This is a genomic window from Olsenella sp. kh2p3, from assembly GCA_900119625.1.
Taxonomy (GTDB): domain Bacteria; phylum Actinomycetota; class Coriobacteriia; order Coriobacteriales; family Atopobiaceae; genus Tractidigestivibacter.
Window position 1 is genome coordinate 63,410 of record FPKD01000008.1, and the last position, 17,092, is coordinate 80,501.

General features: G+C 63.0%; 16 protein-coding genes. 2 read left to right on the forward strand and 14 right to left on the reverse strand.

What is annotated here, in order from left to right:
* Positions 1-106: 106 nt before the first annotated feature.
* Positions 107-532 carry an Hsp20/alpha crystallin family protein gene (locus BT122_RS08810; RefSeq protein WP_072355563.1) on the reverse strand — a complete coding sequence of 142 codons (426 nt, stop codon included), beginning with the start codon at positions 530-532 and terminating at the stop codon, positions 107-109.
* Positions 533-771: 239 nt separating this feature from the next.
* Here BT122_RS08810 and BT122_RS08815 point away from each other — a divergent pair, with 239 nt between their 5' ends.
* Positions 772-1,353, forward strand: a complete 582-nt coding sequence (locus BT122_RS08815; RefSeq protein WP_059052464.1) for a hypothetical protein — start codon at positions 772-774, stop codon at positions 1,351-1,353.
* Between the two features lie 33 nt (positions 1,354-1,386).
* Here the strand turns inward: BT122_RS08815 and BT122_RS08820 are convergent, their stop codons facing one another.
* The 10 genes from BT122_RS08820 to dnaK all read right to left on the reverse strand — a co-directional run bounded on the left by BT122_RS08820 (position 1,387) and on the right by dnaK (position 13,962).
* Complete coding sequence (locus tag BT122_RS08820; RefSeq protein WP_059052466.1) at positions 1,387-1,587, reverse strand: hypothetical protein; 201 nt, start codon at positions 1,585-1,587, stop codon at positions 1,387-1,389.
* Between the two features lie 5 nt (positions 1,588-1,592).
* Positions 1,593-3,215 (reverse strand): PASTA domain-containing protein, encoded by a 1,623-nt coding sequence (locus BT122_RS08825; RefSeq protein ID WP_072355564.1) that lies wholly within the window; start codon positions 3,213-3,215, stop codon positions 1,593-1,595.
* A gap of 185 nt (positions 3,216-3,400) precedes the next feature.
* Positions 3,401-6,106, reverse strand: a complete 2,706-nt coding sequence (gene clpB, locus BT122_RS08830; RefSeq protein ID WP_083432420.1) for an ATP-dependent chaperone ClpB — start codon at positions 6,104-6,106, stop codon at positions 3,401-3,403.
* Between the two features lie 625 nt (positions 6,107-6,731).
* Positions 6,732-7,829 (reverse strand): CPBP family intramembrane glutamic endopeptidase, encoded by a 1,098-nt coding sequence (locus BT122_RS08835; protein ID WP_072355565.1) that lies wholly within the window; start codon positions 7,827-7,829, stop codon positions 6,732-6,734.
* A 40-nt stretch (positions 7,830-7,869) separates the two neighbouring features.
* Positions 7,870-8,088, reverse strand: a complete 219-nt coding sequence (locus BT122_RS08840) for a type II toxin-antitoxin system antitoxin (protein WP_072355566.1) — start codon at positions 8,086-8,088, stop codon at positions 7,870-7,872.
* A gap of 21 nt (positions 8,089-8,109) precedes the next feature.
* A complete protein-coding gene (locus BT122_RS08845) occupies positions 8,110-9,120 on the reverse strand; it encodes an SPFH domain-containing protein (protein ID WP_072355567.1) in 1,011 nt (336 codons plus the stop codon).
* A gap of 489 nt (positions 9,121-9,609) precedes the next feature.
* The gene (locus BT122_RS08850; protein ID WP_072355568.1) at positions 9,610-10,071 is read right to left on the reverse strand and encodes a heat shock protein transcriptional repressor HspR; all 462 of its coding nucleotides are present in this window, start codon (positions 10,069-10,071) and stop codon (positions 9,610-9,612) included.
* Entirely contained in the window at positions 10,061-11,020 is a 960-nt protein-coding gene (locus BT122_RS08855) for a DnaJ C-terminal domain-containing protein (protein WP_072355569.1), read from the reverse strand. Before BT122_RS08855 ends, BT122_RS08850 begins: the two co-directional genes overlap by 11 nt.
* Positions 11,021-11,083: 63 nt before the next feature.
* Positions 11,084-11,941 carry a nucleotide exchange factor GrpE gene (locus BT122_RS08860; RefSeq protein WP_072355570.1) on the reverse strand — a complete coding sequence of 286 codons (858 nt, stop codon included), beginning with the start codon at positions 11,939-11,941 and terminating at the stop codon, positions 11,084-11,086.
* A gap of 107 nt (positions 11,942-12,048) precedes the next feature.
* Positions 12,049-13,962 carry a molecular chaperone DnaK gene (gene dnaK / locus BT122_RS08865; RefSeq protein ID WP_072355571.1) on the reverse strand — a complete coding sequence of 638 codons (1,914 nt, stop codon included), beginning with the start codon at positions 13,960-13,962 and terminating at the stop codon, positions 12,049-12,051.
* Between the two features lie 662 nt (positions 13,963-14,624).
* Here dnaK and yfcE point away from each other — a divergent pair.
* Positions 14,625-15,185: a phosphodiesterase gene (gene yfcE, locus BT122_RS08870; protein WP_072355572.1), complete on the forward strand. Its 561-nt coding sequence runs from the start codon at positions 14,625-14,627 to the stop codon at positions 15,183-15,185.
* An 84-nt stretch (positions 15,186-15,269) separates the two neighbouring features.
* Here the strand turns inward: yfcE and BT122_RS08875 are convergent, their stop codons facing one another.
* The 3 genes from BT122_RS08875 to BT122_RS08885 all read right to left on the reverse strand — a co-directional run bounded on the left by BT122_RS08875 (position 15,270) and on the right by BT122_RS08885 (position 16,995).
* Complete coding sequence (locus tag BT122_RS08875) at positions 15,270-15,575, reverse strand: hypothetical protein (RefSeq protein ID WP_072355573.1); 306 nt, start codon at positions 15,573-15,575, stop codon at positions 15,270-15,272.
* Between the two features lie 46 nt (positions 15,576-15,621).
* The gene (locus BT122_RS08880; RefSeq protein WP_072355574.1) at positions 15,622-16,437 is read right to left on the reverse strand and encodes an FxLYD domain-containing protein; all 816 of its coding nucleotides are present in this window, start codon (positions 16,435-16,437) and stop codon (positions 15,622-15,624) included.
* Between the two features lie 108 nt (positions 16,438-16,545).
* Positions 16,546-16,995, reverse strand: coding sequence for a hypothetical protein (locus BT122_RS08885; RefSeq protein ID WP_177242220.1), 450 nt, complete (start codon positions 16,993-16,995; stop codon positions 16,546-16,548).
* Positions 16,996-17,092 lie beyond the last annotated feature (97 nt).

The following is a 17,092-nucleotide window of genomic DNA, read 5'->3' on the forward strand; positions in this document are numbered from 1 at the left end:
GAGGAGCGAAGAAAGGCCGCGCAACACAAAAGCGCCCCGGCCGAAACCGGGGCGCGTACTTGGGGCCTTGGCGAGGGATGGGTGCCGGCCCGACTGTTGGTTGCAGCTAGTCGATGGAGACCTTGGTGACGTTGGCCTTCTCGGACTGCTTGGGGACGTTCACGGTAAGAACACCGCCCTCAAGCTTGCCCGTGATGCCCGTAGTCGCAGCATCCTTCAGATAGACGCCACGCGTGGCACTCCACTCGCTGGTCTCCTTGTGGAGGTAGTTCTTGCCCTTCTCCTCGTCGGACTCCTTCTTGTCCACCGAAATGGAGAGCCTGCCCTCGTTGAGCTCGACGTCGACGTCCTCCTTCTTGACGCCCGGAAGCTCGGCAGTGACCACGTAGCTATCGCCCGCGTCCTCGACGTTCATCTTGAAGGCAAGGTCGCCATCGGTGGTTGCCAGTGGGGCGAAGAAGTCATCGAACGAGCCAAACGGCCAGCTGGAAAGGGCCCTTGCGTACCTGTCATACGGAATCATGCTTGCCATGATGCTCAACTCCTTGAGACGAGCGGACGCCTCTTTGCGGCGCCCTTGGTGTTCGCTGGTATATGTTCCCGACATCCGATTTATTAAACGCACGAGAAAAGATTTTCTCAGTGTCTACGACTTAGATTTTGTCCCTGCGCACGTCACCGTCACAATGAACGCACACAGCTGGTTAGCAGACCTTACGTGCTCTATGATGTTGGTATTGCCGTGCAGACCGCAACCGGAGGCACGAACACATGAACAACTACGACGACCTGGACAACCCAGGCAACGTTTCTTCTCGCCCGCAGGCTATGCCCGAGGGATCGCACTTCGCCATGCCAGACAACGCGCAGGATCAGCGCCAGGCATCGCTCGACGAGACCGTCATGGCAGACTACTCTGGCGAGAATTCCCCCGCAGCAGGCTTTGACGAGACGCCCGCGCCCAAACCCCAGCAACCGGCTCCCAGGCCGCAGCGCTACACGCGTGCGCGCACGCCTCACAAGACCGTCGCCCCCATCAGCGACTTCGACAACCAGGCGAACGCTGACGGCTTCGAGGGCTTCACGCACGACTCGGACTATGCCAACAGGGGCTCGGTGCTCTCTGGGCGCTCCTACCGCAAGTCGCGCTCAGAGATGCCACAGCTGCGACGCGACCTTCATTACGGCCAGTACCTGGAGATCCCCAAGGGTCGCCGTGACATCTTTGCCTCGCGAGAGCGTAAGATGCGCATCCGCTCGGTGATTGCGCTTATCGCCGTGATCGTGATTCTCGCCGTGATCGTATTCTTTGTCTGGCAGTACATGCAGGTCAACTGGGGCGCAACGGGCTAGCCGGCGCTCCCCCGCGCTCAGCGCAACGCGCAGCTAGTCCCACGGGTCGCGCTCGAAGAGCGGCTCGGGGTGCGGCTGGCGGTCTGAGTACGGATCGTAGCCGTCGTCATCCTCGTTCTCCGCACGAATGAAGGGTTGGTCAGCAGGGTCGATCTTCTCGGCCGCGCGCCTTTCCGCAGGCTCAGGTCTCTTTTGCGGCTTTGCGTCCTTGGGCGCGACGTTCTTCTCGTCCATGCACGTCACTTCCCGTAGTAGTTCGTGATGGCGATATAGCTCGCCAGGTCATTTCCATATTCGCTGAGGTCAAGGCCATCGTAGTGGCTCTTGGGCGCAATGGTCACGATGGCGTTGGTCGCAGACCCGTTGGGGCTCCCCAAAAGGACGCTCCACACGTAATCGCCCTGCTGACCATAGCCGCAGATGAACGAGAGCCCGGTCTTGTCGATGCTGCGCGACGTCTGCACAGAATCGGCCGTACAGGACGAGACGAGGTTGCTCAGGCCGCAGGCATCCATCGCTGTGGTTAGTCCGCTCGAGTCGATCCCCACATCCGAAGCAACCGTAGACGCCGACGCCTGGAGGCGCACGCCGCCCACGGGCTTGCCGCCGGCAAGCGCGCTGGTGCCCGTCCCAGCTCCGGCAGCGTCCGCGGACTCCGGCGAATCCGTGATGGTGATGGTCACGGTACCGTTGGTGTAGACCGCGTATGCGTCGCCGCTGGAGAACACACCGGTAGACGAGACGGAATACCCCTGCTTTGCGAGATACGCGTCCAGGTCGGCCGGCTCGATGTCAAAGTACTCGGCAATGTGGTAGGCGTCGCTCAGCTTGGGCGCCGGTACGTACAGGGTGACCGTGGAGCCCTCGGACACCTGGGTTCCTGCCTCGGGCGAGGTCGAGAGCACGACGTTCTCGTCGCCCTTCTCGTCGCTGTACGAGACGGAATAGGTAAGGCCCGCGTCTTGGAGGGTCTGCTCGGCGTCGGTAAGCGAGAGGCCCACCACATCCGGCACCTTGAAGGGCTGCGCCACCGTAAGCGTAATTTGGTCTGACGAGACAAACGCCTCGCCTTCGCCCGGACTCACCGCAAGCACCGTGCCCTCGGCCTCGCTGGAGTTCTTGTACGCGATGGTGATGTTCTTGGCACCCTCGTTGAGCAGGGCCGTCTTTGCATCTGACTGGCTTAGGCCCACAACCGAGGGGATGGTGCGCGCAACGGCCACGGTGATGGTCACCGAGAGATCGTCACCCGTACGCGTGCCAGCGGCGGGGTCCATCGAGACGACCTTGCCTACGTTGTCATCAGAGAGTACCTCGTTGACGGTAATGCTAAAGCCAAGCGGCGAGAGGGTCGAGCGCGCCTCGGTCTCGGTCTTGCCCACCACGTCTGGCACGGTCTTGCCGCCCCAGTACTCGTTCTCGTAGGTGTACTTCACCACGAAGGCGGCAGCGGCGAGAAGCGCAACAACCACCAGGACTACGGCCCAGGGCCGCACGCGACCGCGATGCTTGCCATCTGACGTGACCGGAGAGTCTATGGCCACGGGCGCGTAGGGGGTCACGCGCGTGAAGTCGGCGTCGTTGATGGGGGCGTAGGGGTCGTCCATGGCGTCGATGCCGTCGGGGCCTTCCTGACCGGCCGAGACGGCATGGGGAACCACGATGGTGGGCATCTCGTCGGCTGCTGCGCCGCCGGAGTCCGCAGACGCGGGCGGCTCGGCCAGCTGGGTGGTGTCCGGATCCGCGGGCTGCGTCGCTCCCGGGTCTGCGAGCACTGTGGCGTCGGGATCCACGAGCTGCGTGGCATCCGGGTCGGGCTGCCCCGCACGTGCGGCGTCCTTATCGAGCTCTGGATCCTCCATGTCGCGACCTCCCCGGAACAGCAGTATCTGCTCAGCTGTTCACCATTGTGCCCCAACAGGGGAAATCACGTTGCGGAGACCACGCTCACGGTGCCGCGGAACACGCAAAACGGCCCCGGAGCACAAGCTCCGGGGCCGCATTAACGCCATGCCTGACGCCGTGGCGCAGCGGCGTCCTTCTCGCCCTACTCCACGGAGTCGGGCTCAACGGGCTCGTCCGTCGAGGCGGACTCACCGGCGCCAGCGCTGGCCTCGGCGGCAACCGCCTCGGCCGCGCGACGGCGGCTCTCCTCGCTCGCCGCGTCATCGCGAGCAGCAAAGAGCCTGTCGTCGTCGCCAACGTCCACCTTCACGGTGTCGCCCTCGCCGACCTTGCCGTCGATGATGAGGTTGGCGACGTTGTCCACAACCTGGCGCTGGATCAGGCGCTTGAGCGGGCGCGCGCCGTAGACGGGGTCAAGGCCGTCAAAGGCAAGAGACTGCTTGGCCGCCGGCGTGAGCTCGAGCGTTATGCGCTCGCGTGCGAGACGCGCGCGGACGTCCTTGAGCTGGATGTCCACAATCTTCTCGATGTCGGAGAGGCCGAGCGCGTGGAAGACCACCACGTCGTCGATCCTGTTGAGGAACTCCGGCTTGAAGGTCTGGCGCAGGGCGTCGTTGACCTTGCGCTGCACCTCGTCCGGGTCGCTCTGCGCATTGGCACCCGCAATGAACTGGCTGCCCACGTTGGACGTCATGATGATGATCGTGTTCTTGAAGCTCACGACACGACCCTGACCGTCGGTGAGGCGTCCGTCATCGAGCACCTGCAGCAGGATGTTGAAGACGTCGGGGTGCGCCTTCTCCATCTCGTCGAGCAGGATCACGCTGTACGGATGCCTGCGCACGGCCTCGGTGAGCTGGCCGCCCTCGTCGTAGCCCACGTATCCTGGGGGCGCGCCGATGAGGCGCTGGACGCTGAACTTCTCCATGTACTCGGACATGTCGATGCGCACGAGGGCACGCTCGTCGTCGAAGAGGCACTCGGCCAGCGCCTTTGCCAGCTCGGTCTTGCCCACACCCGTGGGGCCCAGGAAGAAGAAGCTGCCGATGGGCCTGTTGGGGTCCGAGAGACCCGCGCGGCTGCGGCGCACGGCCGCGGCCACCGCCGAGACGGCCTCGTCCTGCCCCACGACGCGCTTGTGGAGCTCGGCCTCGAGATTCTTGAGCTTGTCCATCTCGCCCTGCATCATCTTGGAGACCGGCACGCCCGTCCACTCGGAGACCACGTCGGCGATCTCCTCGGACGTGACCTCCTCCTTGAGGATGCCGCCGGACTCCTGCTTCTGCGAGAGCGCCTCGGACGCGGCGTCGTAGTCGCGCTGGAGCGAGGGGATGGTCGAGTAGCGCAGCTCGGAGGCCTTGGCGAGGTCGCCGTCGCGCGTGGCGCGCTCCATCTCGCCCTTGGCGTCCTCGATCTGGGACTTGAGGTCTTGGACGTGGTCGATGGCCTGCTTCTCGTTCTGCCAGTTGGCCTTCATGCCGTCAAGCTTCTCGCGGGTGGTGGCTATCTCGCCGCGCAGCTTCTTAAGCCGCTCGCGCGACGCCTCGTCCTCCTCCTTCATGAGGGCCTGCTCCTCGATCTGCATCTGGGTGAGCTGGCGATCGACGGCATCGATGTCGGCCGGCATGGAGTCAAGCTCCATGCGCAGACGGCTCGCCGCCTCGTCCACGAGGTCGATGGCCTTATCGGGCAGGAAGCGGTCAGAGATGTAGCGGTTGGAAAGATCGGCTGCCGAGACGAGCGCGGCATCCGTGATGCGCACGCGGTGGTGCTGCTCGTACTTATCCTTGATGCCACGCAGAATCGAGATGGTCTCCTCGACGCTGGGCTCGGACACCATGACCGGCTGGAACCTGCGCGCGAGGGCCTGGTCCTTCTCGATGTACTTGCGGTACTCGTCGAGCGTGGTTGCGCCAATGGCGTGCAGCGCGCCGCGGGCCAGCGCCGGCTTCAGGATGTTGCCGGCATCCATGGAGCCCTCGGTTGCGCCGGCGCCAACGATGGTGTGCAGCTCATCGATGAAGAGGATGATGCGTCCGTCGGACTTCTCGACCTCCTTGAGCACGGACTTCAGGCGGTCCTCGAACTCGCCGCGGTACTTGGCACCGGCCACGAGGGCGCTCATGTCAAGCTCGATGACGTCCTTGTCGCGGATGGTGGAGGGCACGTCGCCCGAGACGATGCGCTCTGCCAGGCCCTCGACGATTGCTGTCTTGCCCACGCCGGGCTCGCCGATAAGCACTGGGTTGTTCTTGGTGCGGCGGCTGAGCACCTGGATGGTGCGGCGAATCTCCTCCACGCGGCCGATGACCGGGTCGAGCTTGCCCTGACGGGCCAGGTCCGTGATGTTGCGGCCGTACTTGGAGAGGGCCTCGAACTCCGGCTTGGAGTCCTGGCTGGTCACGCGCTCATCGCCGCGCAGAGCCTCGTAGGCCTCCTGCACGCGCTTGCCCGTGACGCCCGCAGACTTGAGGATGCTGCCGGCCTCTGAGCGGTCGTCCGCGAGCGCGCACAGCAGATGCTCGCTCGTGACGTAGGAGTCGCCCATCTTGGTTGCGAGCTTCTCGGCAGCGTCTGCCACGCGCACGAAGTTGGTGCCGGCACCCATCTGCGAGTTGTCGCCCGTGACCTTGGGCGCGTTAGCGATGGCGCGGTCGACCTGCGACTCTATTGCGGCGGGGTCTGCGCCCACGCGCTCCACGATTGCCTTGATGTTCTGCTCGCCGGAGCTGAGAAGGGCCTTGAGCAGGTGGATGGGCTCCACCTGGCCCGCCTCGGCGTCCGTCGCGATGCCGACGGCAGACTGCAGCGCCTCCTGGGCGGTGACTGCCCACTTATCAATTCTCATATGCATCACTCCCTATGGTCCGCACGGCCTGAGGGACGGCGGATTTCTGTTTATCGTGAATGAGTATTCCCACCCCGGGGGCGATGTATACAGAAATCTAAGTCTATCTGATATAGATTTTCGTATGCGTTGGCACGCAGGATTTGCTACCGAGAAAGACCGGGGTCTTGCTTGCGGCTCTACCCTCTCGGCGGCCAAAGCTCAAAAGTGAACACGAAATCAATCCGAGGAAATGCGCAACAACGTTATCCCATATAACGATTTAGCCCGACCGTTTTCGTGTTCACTTTTCAAGCGACGAGCGCGGCGAGATTCAATCGCGAGACCCGGAAGCGCACGGGGGCCTTGGCTCTCGCGAGAGCGTCCACCAAAAGTGAACACGAAATCAATCGCGGATGCCGTGCGGCCTCTTTTTCCCAGGAATCATTTAGCGGTCATTGTATTCGTGTTCACTTTTTACAGCGTGGGTCGAGTCGATGACGGGTGGAGGGGCGTGCCGGGGCACGCGACACCCGGCGGGGATACGCCGCCACCAGACGCGCGGCGCCCGGCGGACATGCGTTGGCGGAGTTTATCGCTTATTTTTAAACGGCGATTGCATTTACCCAGGTCGCCACAGCGAAAATCAAGAAATGGCGATATTCTCTGCGGTTGGCGCAGAGGGATTGGGGGCTGCCGCTGGAACGCCGAGGCCGTCGGGACCGCCAGCACCGTCGGGACCGACGGCGCCAGCGTCGGCCCAGAGGTCCGTCGGCCTCGCGCCCCAACGCTCGCCAAGCCACCATACCAGCGCGCAGCCAGCGACCAGCACGACCGTCGCCATCGCAGAGCCCTCGATCCCAAAGCCGGGGTCGTATGCAAACCCCGCCGTGGGCGTGGTTCCCGGAGTCACGCCAAAGATTGCAAACGGCGTGATGCCGCCGCTATTGGGCAGCCCAAACAGTACGGCCTGTGTGAAATTCCAACTTGCGTGCAGCCCAAACGCCATCCAAGGGCTATCGAGCTTCCACACGGCCAGGCCAAACAGAACCCCGCAGAGAGCCAGGTTAACGAGGGCAAGCGCCGTCAACCCGCTGTTTGCCAGATGCAGCAGCGTGAAGAACACCGTGCTCAGCGCAATCGCAACCACATGGCTTCCCGTAACGCGAGACGTTCGCTGGTAGAGATAGCACCGGCAGACAAGCTCCTCGGCAGAGGACTGCACAAAGACGGCGAGAAAGACCGCGATGATGCCTGCCACGTTCACGCCCACAAGCGAGAGGGAAAAGCTGCCCTCAAGCACCGCGACCAGCACGCACGCGCCGTTGAGCACAAATCCCAGGAGCAGCCCCAGGCCAAGCCGCGCCGGAGTGTTTCCAGCTGTCCGCCGCGTAACGGCTCCCAGGATGGGCCTTACGCGCTTGCTTGCGCGCAGGTGGATGAGAAACACAATCCAAATGCCAATGAAGCTCAGGTAGAACGTCATCGTATAAATCGCGGATGCCGCAGAAGTGGAGTATTCGCCCTCCGCAAGCCCAAGCATTCCCAGACCGTCCTGGCGCGCAAGGACATTCACCATGTCCTGCACGCCCTCGCCCGAGGTCACAGCCCCGTAGGCAAACGCCGCAATGAAAATCGCAACGGCCCCGCCCACGACAGACCCCAGAACAAGCAACGCAAATGCCAGAGCATAGCTACCAACCAGGCCAAGCACGATCTTGGGGGTCGGACGTTCTCCTGCCATCACAGCCTCCGTTTCTGGGGGACGTCCCAGGCGAGAACAGCTAGTCACTCTCGCCCGCGCCGCTATTGCTCTTGTCGCCCGCGCCGCCACGCTCGCCCGCGCCATCACGGTCCGGAAGCCTCCCGGCGCGCCGGAGCGCGTCTCGCAAAACCCACTCCACCTGTGCGTTGGCGCTGCGCATGTCGTCCTCGGCCCAGCGCTCGACCGCGGCCCAGATCTCCGGGTCGATGCGCAGGGGATATTGCTTGCGACGTGTCATGCGCAGATGTCTCCGCGGGCCTTAGTACAGCGACCCGGTATTGAGCACCGGCTGCGCCTCGGACTCGCCGCAGAGAACCACCATGAGGTTGGACGCCATGGTTGCTTTGCGGTCCTCGTCAAAGTCGACGATTCCGCCGTCCGAGAGCTCGGAAAGCGCCATGTCAACCATCGAAACGGCACCCTCGACGATCTTCTTGCGTGCCGCGATGATGGCCTCGGCCTGCTGGCGGCGAAGCATCGCGGGCGCAATCTCGGGCGCGTAGGCAAGGTGCGTGAGGCGCGCGTCGTCGACCTCCACGCCCGCGGGCGCCAGGCGCAGGCCCAGCTCCTCCTTCAGACTGTTCGAGACCTCCTCGATGTTGGAGCGCAGTGTGATGCTGGTATTGGCCGCGTCGTCGTCCTCCATGTGATCGTAGGCGTAGATGCTTGCCACGTGGCGCAGCGCAGTCTCGGTCTGCATGGAGACGTAGGAGATGTAGTTGTCCACGTCGAACAGGGCCTTGGCGGTGTCGGACACGCGCCACACCACGACGGTCGCAATCTCGATGGGGTTGCCCTGCTTGTCGTTGACCTTGATGCGCTCTCCGTTGTGCGTGCGTGCACGGAGCGACACCTTGGTCGAGATGACCGAAGACGCCTTTGCCGCCAGGCCGCCCTTCTTGCCGCCGTCCTCAGCAACCTCCTCGTCCGGGCCGGCCTCGCCCATCTTGCGGCTGTAGAAGGGGTTGGCCCAGTAGAAGCCCGACTCGCGAATGGTCCCAATGTAGTTGCCAAAGAGAAGGCAGACCTTGGCCTCGCCGGGCTTGAGGGCGATAAAACCAGAGCTCAGAATGACCCCCAGCGCAAACAGGAGGAAGCCGACTAGCATCATGGGGCCTGCGAACGGCGGCGCCTCCAGGCCCGCCTCGTCCGCTGAGGCGAGAAGCACGATGGACCACACGAGCCCCGCGCAGCTGGCCACGAAGACAAGCACCGTGATGGCGAGCATTGCCCAACCCGACTTAGCCTTGATGAGTTTCTCGGACGTCATCTTTGCCCCTTTCCGCTTCGGCCTCCATGATACGTGCCGGACCGATTGGTCTCAATGTGATATCACGATAATATGCACATTGGACACATAGCGCAATATCTGTTGGGGTAATGGGTCTGTAAGGACTATGCGAGAGCAGCCGCGCCCGGCGAGCATCTCACCCATTCGGCGTATTGAGTAAATTTACTCAGTACGTTGAGTAAATGCACTCAATAGCAAGGGGGTCTAACGCGAAACGCAGGGGTCGCCTCGTTGGATCCGCCATTGGCGCGCTTTCGGACATCGAGGTCAAAGACGGTGGAGAAGCTCGATAGAGCGGCATGGCGGAGTTCCTCTCCCGGCATCCCGAAGCAAAACGCATTGTGGTTGGCGGAGGCCCCGCAGGAGCATGCAGCTTGGATGACTTCCTCCACGACCGCGTCCCGTTGTTCTTTTGGCCCCGGCAGGCCGCATTTCTCGCCGCCGCCCCCACACAAAAAACGACCCCGCCTACTCGACGGGGTCGTTGTTGCCATTTCCGAGAAGCCCTCGCATGACCTGCTCCGGACTCTGCCCGTCGTAGCGGGCAAGCGCCGTAATCCTCTCGCGCATGTGGTACTCGTGGACCTCGTCCTCGAGCTCGCGCACGCGTGCGCGCAGGCGGTCGATCTCCTCGTCCCGCTCGCGGGCTCGCTCGCGCATGTCCATGATGCGCACCACGCCGGCCAGGTTGATGCCCTCGTCGGTGAGCTTGGAGATGAGGTTCAGACGGTCGATGTCGGCCTGCGAGTATAGGCGCGTGTTGCCGCGCGAGCGTCCGGGGGTGACCAGCCCCTTCTGCTCGTACACGCGAAGGGTCTGCGGGTGCATGCCCGTAAGCTCCGCCGCCACGCTGATCATATACAGGGGCTTGTCCCTGTCGTGGGCGCCGCGTGCGCCACGGTCCTCAGATGCGCCGTCGTTACGAGCCATAGCGCTCGACGTCCTTCCTGTAGTCTCGCTTGTCGGCATCCATCAGGGCGCCAAGGCTGTCGCGCTCCTTCTTTGAAAGCGACGTGGGCACCTTCACACGGATGGTCACGTAGAGCGCGCCACGCGTGCCCTTGCGCTTGACGTTGGGCGCACCCAGGTCGCGGAAGCGGAAGCACTTGCCGTCCTGCGTCCCGGCGGGCACCTTGAGACGAACCTCGGTGCCGTTTGGCGTAGGAACGTCGACCGTCGCGCCAAGCGCGGCCTCGTACATGCTCACCGGCAGCTCCATGCGGATGTCCGCGCCATCGCGCTTGAAGAGCGGGTGCTCCTCCACGTGCGTGGTGATCACGAGGTCGCCGCGCTGACCGCCGTTCGCGCCGTACTCGCCACGGCCGCGATAGCGCAGCTTGCCGCCATCCACGGCGCCGGCCGGAATCTTGACGGTGAGCGTCTGCTCCTCGCCTGTCGAAGGCACGCGATACGACACCTTGCGCGTGGCGCCGTTGAGCGCCTCGTCAAAGGTGACGTCGATGCGCATGGTGAGGTCCCCGCCCTTGGCGGGCCGCTGTGCCTGCTGGCGGCCCGCTCCGCCAAAGATTGACGAGAAGTCAAAGCCGCCAAAGTCGCCACCCATGCTGTTGAAGATGTCGGACCAGTCGCCGTTGCCACCCACGTTGGTGTAGGTGTACGTGCGCCTGGGGCCACCGGAGCCGCCAAAGCCCGCGCCAGGAATGCCACCAAACATGAGCAGCTGGTCGTATTCCTTGCGCTTCTTCTCGTCCGAGAGCGTGGTATATGCCTCGGAGATCTCCTTGAACTTCTTCTCGTCGCCACCGGCATCGGGGTGGTACTTGGCCGCAAGCTTGCGGAATGCCTTCCGGATCTCATCCTGGGTGGCGTCGCGCTTCACGCCCAAGATGTCGTAGTACGTTTTCTTACCATTGGCCATGGTTTCGCACGAGCCCCCTCTCATATCAATGCGCCCGGACCGAGCGGCCCGGGCGCCGTTACGCTACTTTTCCTTTGCGGCGTCGCTGCCCGAGCCGTGGGCCTTGTCGCCGCTGTCCTTGGCCTCGGCGCCCTTGTCGGCCTTGCCGGCCGCGGCGTCCGCCGGACGCTTGGGCCCACCGTAGGTCACGGTCACCATAGCGGTACGGATGACCTTCTTGCCCATGCGGTAGCCCTTCTGGTAGACCTGGTCGACCGTCTCGTCGTAGGCTTCCTTGTCCTCGCGGCGACCAACGGCCTGGTGCTCAAGCGGATTGAACGGCTCGCCAGCGGGGTCGATTGCCTCAACGCCCTCCTTCGAGAGGACGCCCACCATCTTGTCATGCACGGCCGAGACGCCATCCACGAACTGCTTGAACTGCTCGGACGTGGCGTCCTGCTCGACGCCAGAGGCGTGCTCGAGCGCGCGCTCCATGTCGTCGATAACGGGCAGCAGGCTCACCACGAGCTTCTCGGCGGCGCGCTCGCGCTCGTCCAGACGCTCCTGGGCGGTGCGGCGACGGTAGTTGTCCCAGTCCGCCTGGAGACGGACCAGGCGATCGGTGGACTCGGCGGCCTCCTTCTTGGCCTTCTCGATGTCCTCCGTCATGTCGCTGAGCTTCTTCTGGAGCTCGTCGCGCTCGGTGCGGAACTTCTTCGCGTCCTCGACGGCCTCCTGCTCGAGCACCTCGTCCGCCGCCTTCATGGCGGCGGCGCGCATCGCCGCGTCGTCTTCCGGATCTATGTCACCGGGGGCAGAGCTGGCGGTCGTGGATGCCGCGGCCTCCTTGGCTGCCGGCGCATCCTTGGTCGAGGGCTCTGCCTCGCTCGGCTGCGCGGTGCCAGGCTTCTTCTCGTCTGCATCCTCGATTGGCACTTTCACGTCACCCTCCTCATGCGTACCAGAGGGAGCGGCCTCGACGGCCGCCCCCTCGACAGGTTCTCCTGGAGATCCGGCGCCGCAGTGCTGCCGCGACGCCGGTCTCGAGGCTAGTCCTTCTTCTTGTCGTCGTCGACAACCTCGTAGTCGGCGTCGACCACGTCATCGGAGGAGCCGGAGCCAGCGTTGGACGCACCCGCGTTGCCGCCTGCCGTCTGCTCCTGCGTGTTGGAGTACACGACCTCCGCCAGCTTGTGGCTGGCCTCCTGGAGCTTCTCGCCAGCGGCCTTGATGGCGTCGATGTCGGTGCCTTCGAGCGCCTTCTTGGCAGCGTCGACGGCGTCCTGGACGTTCTTGCGCTGGTCCTCGGGCACCTTGTCGCCAAGGTCCTTCAGGGTCTGCTCGGTGGAGTAGCAGAGGGAGTCGGTCTGGTTGCGAACCTCGATCTCGTCCTTGTGCTTCTTGTCCTCCTCGGCGTGGGACTCGGCGTCCTTGACCATGCGGTCGACCTCGTCGTCGGAGAGCGCGGTGGAGCCAGAGATGGTGATCTGCTGGGACTTGCCAGTGGCCTTGTCCTTAGCGGTGACCTTCACGATACCGTTGGCGTCGATGTCGAAGGTGACCTCAATCTGAGGCACGCCACGCGGCGCGGCGGGGATGCCGGTGAGCGTGAACTTGCCGAGGGACTTGTTGTCGGCAGCCATCTCGCGCTCGCCCTGCAGGACGTTAATCTCGACGGACGTCTGGTTGTCGGCAGCCGTGGAGTAGACCTCGGTCTTGCTCGTGGGGATCGTGGTGTTGCGGTCGATCATCTTGGTCATGACGCCGCCCATGGTCTCGACGCCCAGGGACAGCGGCGTGACGTCGAGCAGCAGGATGCCGGAGACGTCGCCGGTAAGGACGCCGCCCTGGACGGCAGCGCCGTCAGCAACGACCTCGTCGGGGTTCACGGACATGTTGGGCTGCTTGCCGGTCATCTGCTTGACGAGCTCCTGCACGGCGGGCATACGGCTGGAGCCACCCACGAGGATGACCTCGTCAACATCGGAGATCTGCATGTTGGCATCGCGGAGTGCCTTGGTCACAGGGGCCTTGCAGCGGTCGAGAAGGTCACGCGTGATGCGCTCGAACTCGGCGCGGGTCAGCGTGTAGTTGAGGTGCTTGGGGCCGGTTGCGTCAGCGGTGATGAAGGGCAGGTTGATGTCGGCCTGCTGCGCGGCGGAGAGCTCCTTCTTGGCGTTCTCGGCAGCCTCCTTCAAACGCTGGAGCGCCATGGGGTCCTTGCGCAGGTCGATGCCGTTCTCCTGCTGGAACTTGTCGGCAGCCCAGTCAATCACGCGCTGGTCCCAGTCGTCGCCGCCCAGGTGGTTGTCACCGTTGGTGGCGAGAACCTCAACCACGCCGTCCGCGAGGTCAAGCAGAGAGACGTCGAAGGTGCCGCCGCCCAGGTCGAAGACGAGAACCTTCTGCTCGGTGCCCTTCTTGTCCAGGCCGTAGGCAAGAGCCGCTGCCGTGGGCTCGTTGACGATACGCTTGACGTCGAGACCAGCGATCTTGCCAGCATCCTTGGTGGCCTGACGCTGGGCGTCGTTAAAGTACGCCGGGACGGTGATGACAGCCTCGGTGACGGGCTCGCCGAGGTACTTCTCGGCGTCGGCCTTCATCTTGCCAAGGATCATGGCGCTGATCTGCTCGGGCGTAAAGTCCTCGCCGTCGATCTCGACAACGGCGCGGTTACCGGTGCCGCTCTTGACGGTGTACGGGACGGTCTTGAGCTCGGAGCCAACCTCGTCGTAGCGACGACCCATGAAACGCTTGATCGAGAAGACCGTGTTCTTGGGGTTGGTGACTGCCTGGTTCTTTGCAGCCTTGCCCACGATGCGGTCTCCGTCGGCGCGGAAGCCAACGACGGACGGGGTGGTGCGGTCGCCCTCGGCGTTCACGATGATGGTGGGCTGACCGCCCTCGAGGACTGCCATCGCAGAGTTGGTTGTACCAAGGTCAATACCGAGAATCTTGCCCATGGTGTACGTTCCTTTCCTTCTGCGCCGTCACGGCGTTTGCCGTGCTCAGCGCTTTGTTCGCTCTTGTACGTCTTGTCTTATGCCCCCTATGGTTCGACTTTATACATTATCTAAGTCTCAATGCATGAGATTTTTTGACGTCGTTTGGCGCAAGGGGTGAGCGCGGGGCCGAGCGACACCCCACAACCGCTCGGGCAGCCACTCCCGCCAGTGCTGTTGAGAAGGAATTGGACAAAATCCAGGCCGAGAAGGGCGAGAAACGTCGAATTCCTTCTCAGCAGCGCGCGGGACCGTCCGCCTTCCCACTGGCAGCTGGCAAACTTCCGGTTGGTGGCAGTTTTGGTGAGAATTCTTATGTGACCGCGGCACAGTGGCAATTCGCTGACCTGCGGTTCATCAGTCGTCGAACCGCTTTGTACTTGGGCTACCCCCGAAAAACTGCCACCAATCGTCGATTCGTGCCAACAGGCGCCCACCGGCGGTAACCCCAACGGCCCAGCACGAGACGAAACTACGCACGGCAGAGGCAGAGACGGACAAAACCCCAGGTCGACACAAACCTTAATCGCGACCGTGCGTAATTCACGGGGCGGCAGCAAGGGGGCAGCCGCTCCTGTGCGCCACGCCTACAATGAGATGAGACACAACCACGGGAGGTACCCATGAAGCTCCTCATCGCATCCGACATCCACGGCGCAGCCGATTGGTGCGCGCGACTCATGGACGCCATTGACGCCGAGAACCCCGACCGCGTGGTTCTTCTCGGCGACCTGCTCTACCACGGGCCGAGAAACGACCTTCCCGAGGACTACGAGCCCAAGAAGGTCATCGGCATGCTCAACGGCATTGCCGAGAAGGTCATCGCCGTGCGCGGCAACTGCGAGGCCGAGGTCGACCAGATGGTGCTCGACTTCCCCTGCATGGCAGAGTGCAACATCCTGCTTGATCCGGAGGCCAACGGCGGAGCAGGAATGACCATCTTCCTCACGCACGGCCACGTGTGGGGACCGGGGATTCACAACTCGGTTGACGTGTGGCCCGAGCTGCCACAGGGCTCGGCGCTGGTATACGGGCACACGCATAAGAAGGTTAACCAGATGAGCGACTCGCACCCCGGGATTACCGTGTTCAACCCGGGTTCGGTTGGCATTCCCAAGGACGGGACTCACAGCTATGGTATCTACGAGGACGGCCACTTTGAGTTCCGCGTGTGGGACGAGTAGGACAAGCGCACTGAGGGGTCGGGCCCGCGACAAATGTTGCGGGCCCGATCAGCTACTATTGCTTTTGCGCCAAGAGCAACGACGCTACGACTCCTTGTAGGCAATCAGTAGGCTAGACGCCACCCATGCGAGAACCGCAATCGTTGCCACGCCCGTAGCGATGTAGAAGAGTGCCATCGCCGCCTGCGCGTTTGCCGTGGCGCTCTGGTAGGCATGCGTGGCGGAATAATTGGTTATCGCGCTGGCGGTTACGTCAGAGAGCGCCTTGGTTGCACTGTCCTGAAGAGAGGCATACACCACGCCAAGAATCGCGGCTGCAATCAGAGAGCCAATGGATACCTTCTTGGCGTTGTCATGCCACTCAACAAGCTTTGACTTTGCTTCTGCCATGGTGGGTCACCTTTCTCTACAGGCATGTGAAGCAGACTGGGAAAGACTACTTTGCGGAGTAGTAGTCATCCCCTATCGAGAAGGCCTGCACCTCAGCCTTGACCTTCGCGGCATCAGTAGTGGAAACAGAATCGAACACTGCGCTCTCGCCCGCAGCCCATGAGCTGGCGCTCACGTACGTCTCGTCCACGCGCGTACCAGAATCATCGTAAAGCCCAAGGGTGACGCTCACGTTGCTGAGGTCTTGGTCAGTCGTGTTGGCAATCGTGGCGGTGTACTCGTACATGCCATAGCCCTTGTCGGCCTTCTCGAAGCTGGCCCCATCGAAGAGCGCTTGGACCTTGTCGACCATCTGCTGCTGCGGGGTTTCGACGTTCTCGTCCAGCTGGTCCGCAACCATGCCGGGAATAGCAACGTCCACGCCGAGGGCCGACGTGTAGTGATACTGACCAGTGCAGGTGCCGTAGACGCCGAGCGCCTGCCCCTCCTGAAGGTGATTGCCTCCAAGCACTGAATTGTCAATCTTCACGTACACCATGTCGTCGTAGCCGGACACCCCGGTAGCAAGGCGAATGTCCGTCTCGTTGCTACCCTCCATGACCTGGGCAACGCTTCCCACAAATAAGAGCTTCTGGTCCTTGTAGTCATCGGGGGTCTTGGCGACCTTGGCATAATCTACCTGCTGGTAGTTTGCCGGATCGAATGGCTCGGAGGACGGCTTAGACGAGTTGCCGCCAATGGCTGCCATTACGATGAATACCGCCAGTACCACAAGAATGGCAACAAGGACCTTCTTGCCGCGATGCTTCTTCGGCTTCTTGCCCTCGTCCTTCTCCTGGGCAGCGTCTTCGTCCCGCTTCATATGGAGTTCCTCCTTCTTCATCGACGCCCCCGAGAGGCCAGGTTCGTTGTCGGGAGCTGAATGCATCCTAGGAGGGCGCCCCCCAGCCTTCATTAGCTCCCAGCTAAATCACTGTGGGCGGTCTTGCGAGCGGCAGTCGCCGCAGGACTTCCCGGGCATGATCGTTCGCTCGCCGTGCTCCCAGAGGAGGTCATCGCACTGCTCGACGCCCATGCCATGATGGAGCGCGAACGCAACGATGATGTCACGGCGACGGTCGGGCCGCAGACGGCACATCCCACCACGTTCGAGCAGCTCAGAGGCATCGGGGATATCCAGCCGCATCCCAAACGCAAGCTGAATTAGCTTGTCGCGCGAGGCGTGCCTGGTTCCCGCAAGAATCTGATATGCAAAGGTCTGGTTGAGCCGGCTGCGATGGATGGCTTCGTTTCTCGGCATGCCCTCCGCCGCCATACGCTCCGACGCCCAAGGGGCAAGGCCCCGCTCGTCAAGGGGCGCACGTGACAGCACCTCATCAAGGTCTGCACCGCGCATTAGTTCATGTAAGGAATCTTCCACGTCCGCCTCCATCCGCAATGGATGGTGGCAAAACGCTGCGCCGCTTTCATTAGCTTGCTGCTAAAAGACGCTCGCCTCGATTGGACGCGGCGAGCGT

What these genes read in the sequence shown, in the direction of transcription:
- BT122_RS08810 (WP_072355563.1), bottom strand. Translation starts at nt 532, where the DNA reads ATGGCAAGCATGATTCCGTATGACAGGTACGCAAGGGCCCTTTCCAGC.
- BT122_RS08815 (WP_059052464.1), top strand. Translation starts at nt 772, where the DNA reads ATGAACAACTACGACGACCTGGACAACCCAGGCAACGTTTCTTCTCGC.
- BT122_RS08820 (WP_059052466.1), bottom strand. Translation starts at nt 1,587, where the DNA reads ATGGACGAGAAGAACGTCGCGCCCAAGGACGCAAAGCCGCAAAAGAGA.
- BT122_RS08825 (WP_072355564.1), bottom strand. Translation starts at nt 3,215, where the DNA reads ATGGAGGATCCAGAGCTCGATAAGGACGCCGCACGTGCGGGGCAGCCC.
- clpB (WP_083432420.1), bottom strand. Translation starts at nt 6,106, where the DNA reads ATGAGAATTGATAAGTGGGCAGTCACCGCCCAGGAGGCGCTGCAGTCT.
- BT122_RS08835 (WP_072355565.1), bottom strand. Translation starts at nt 7,829, where the DNA reads ATGGCAGGAGAACGTCCGACCCCCAAGATCGTGCTTGGCCTGGTTGGT.
- BT122_RS08840 (WP_072355566.1), bottom strand. Translation starts at nt 8,088, where the DNA reads ATGACACGTCGCAAGCAATATCCCCTGCGCATCGACCCGGAGATCTGG.
- BT122_RS08845 (WP_072355567.1), bottom strand. Translation starts at nt 9,120, where the DNA reads ATGACGTCCGAGAAACTCATCAAGGCTAAGTCGGGTTGGGCAATGCTC.
- BT122_RS08850 (WP_072355568.1), bottom strand. Translation starts at nt 10,071, where the DNA reads ATGGCTCGTAACGACGGCGCATCTGAGGACCGTGGCGCACGCGGCGCC.
- BT122_RS08855 (WP_072355569.1), bottom strand. Translation starts at nt 11,020, where the DNA reads ATGGCCAATGGTAAGAAAACGTACTACGACATCTTGGGCGTGAAGCGC.
- dnaK (WP_072355571.1), bottom strand. Translation starts at nt 13,962, where the DNA reads ATGGGCAAGATTCTCGGTATTGACCTTGGTACAACCAACTCTGCGATG.
- yfcE (WP_072355572.1), top strand. Translation starts at nt 14,625, where the DNA reads ATGAAGCTCCTCATCGCATCCGACATCCACGGCGCAGCCGATTGGTGC.
- BT122_RS08875 (WP_072355573.1), bottom strand. Translation starts at nt 15,575, where the DNA reads ATGGCAGAAGCAAAGTCAAAGCTTGTTGAGTGGCATGACAACGCCAAG.
- BT122_RS08880 (WP_072355574.1), bottom strand. Translation starts at nt 16,437, where the DNA reads ATGAAGCGGGACGAAGACGCTGCCCAGGAGAAGGACGAGGGCAAGAAG.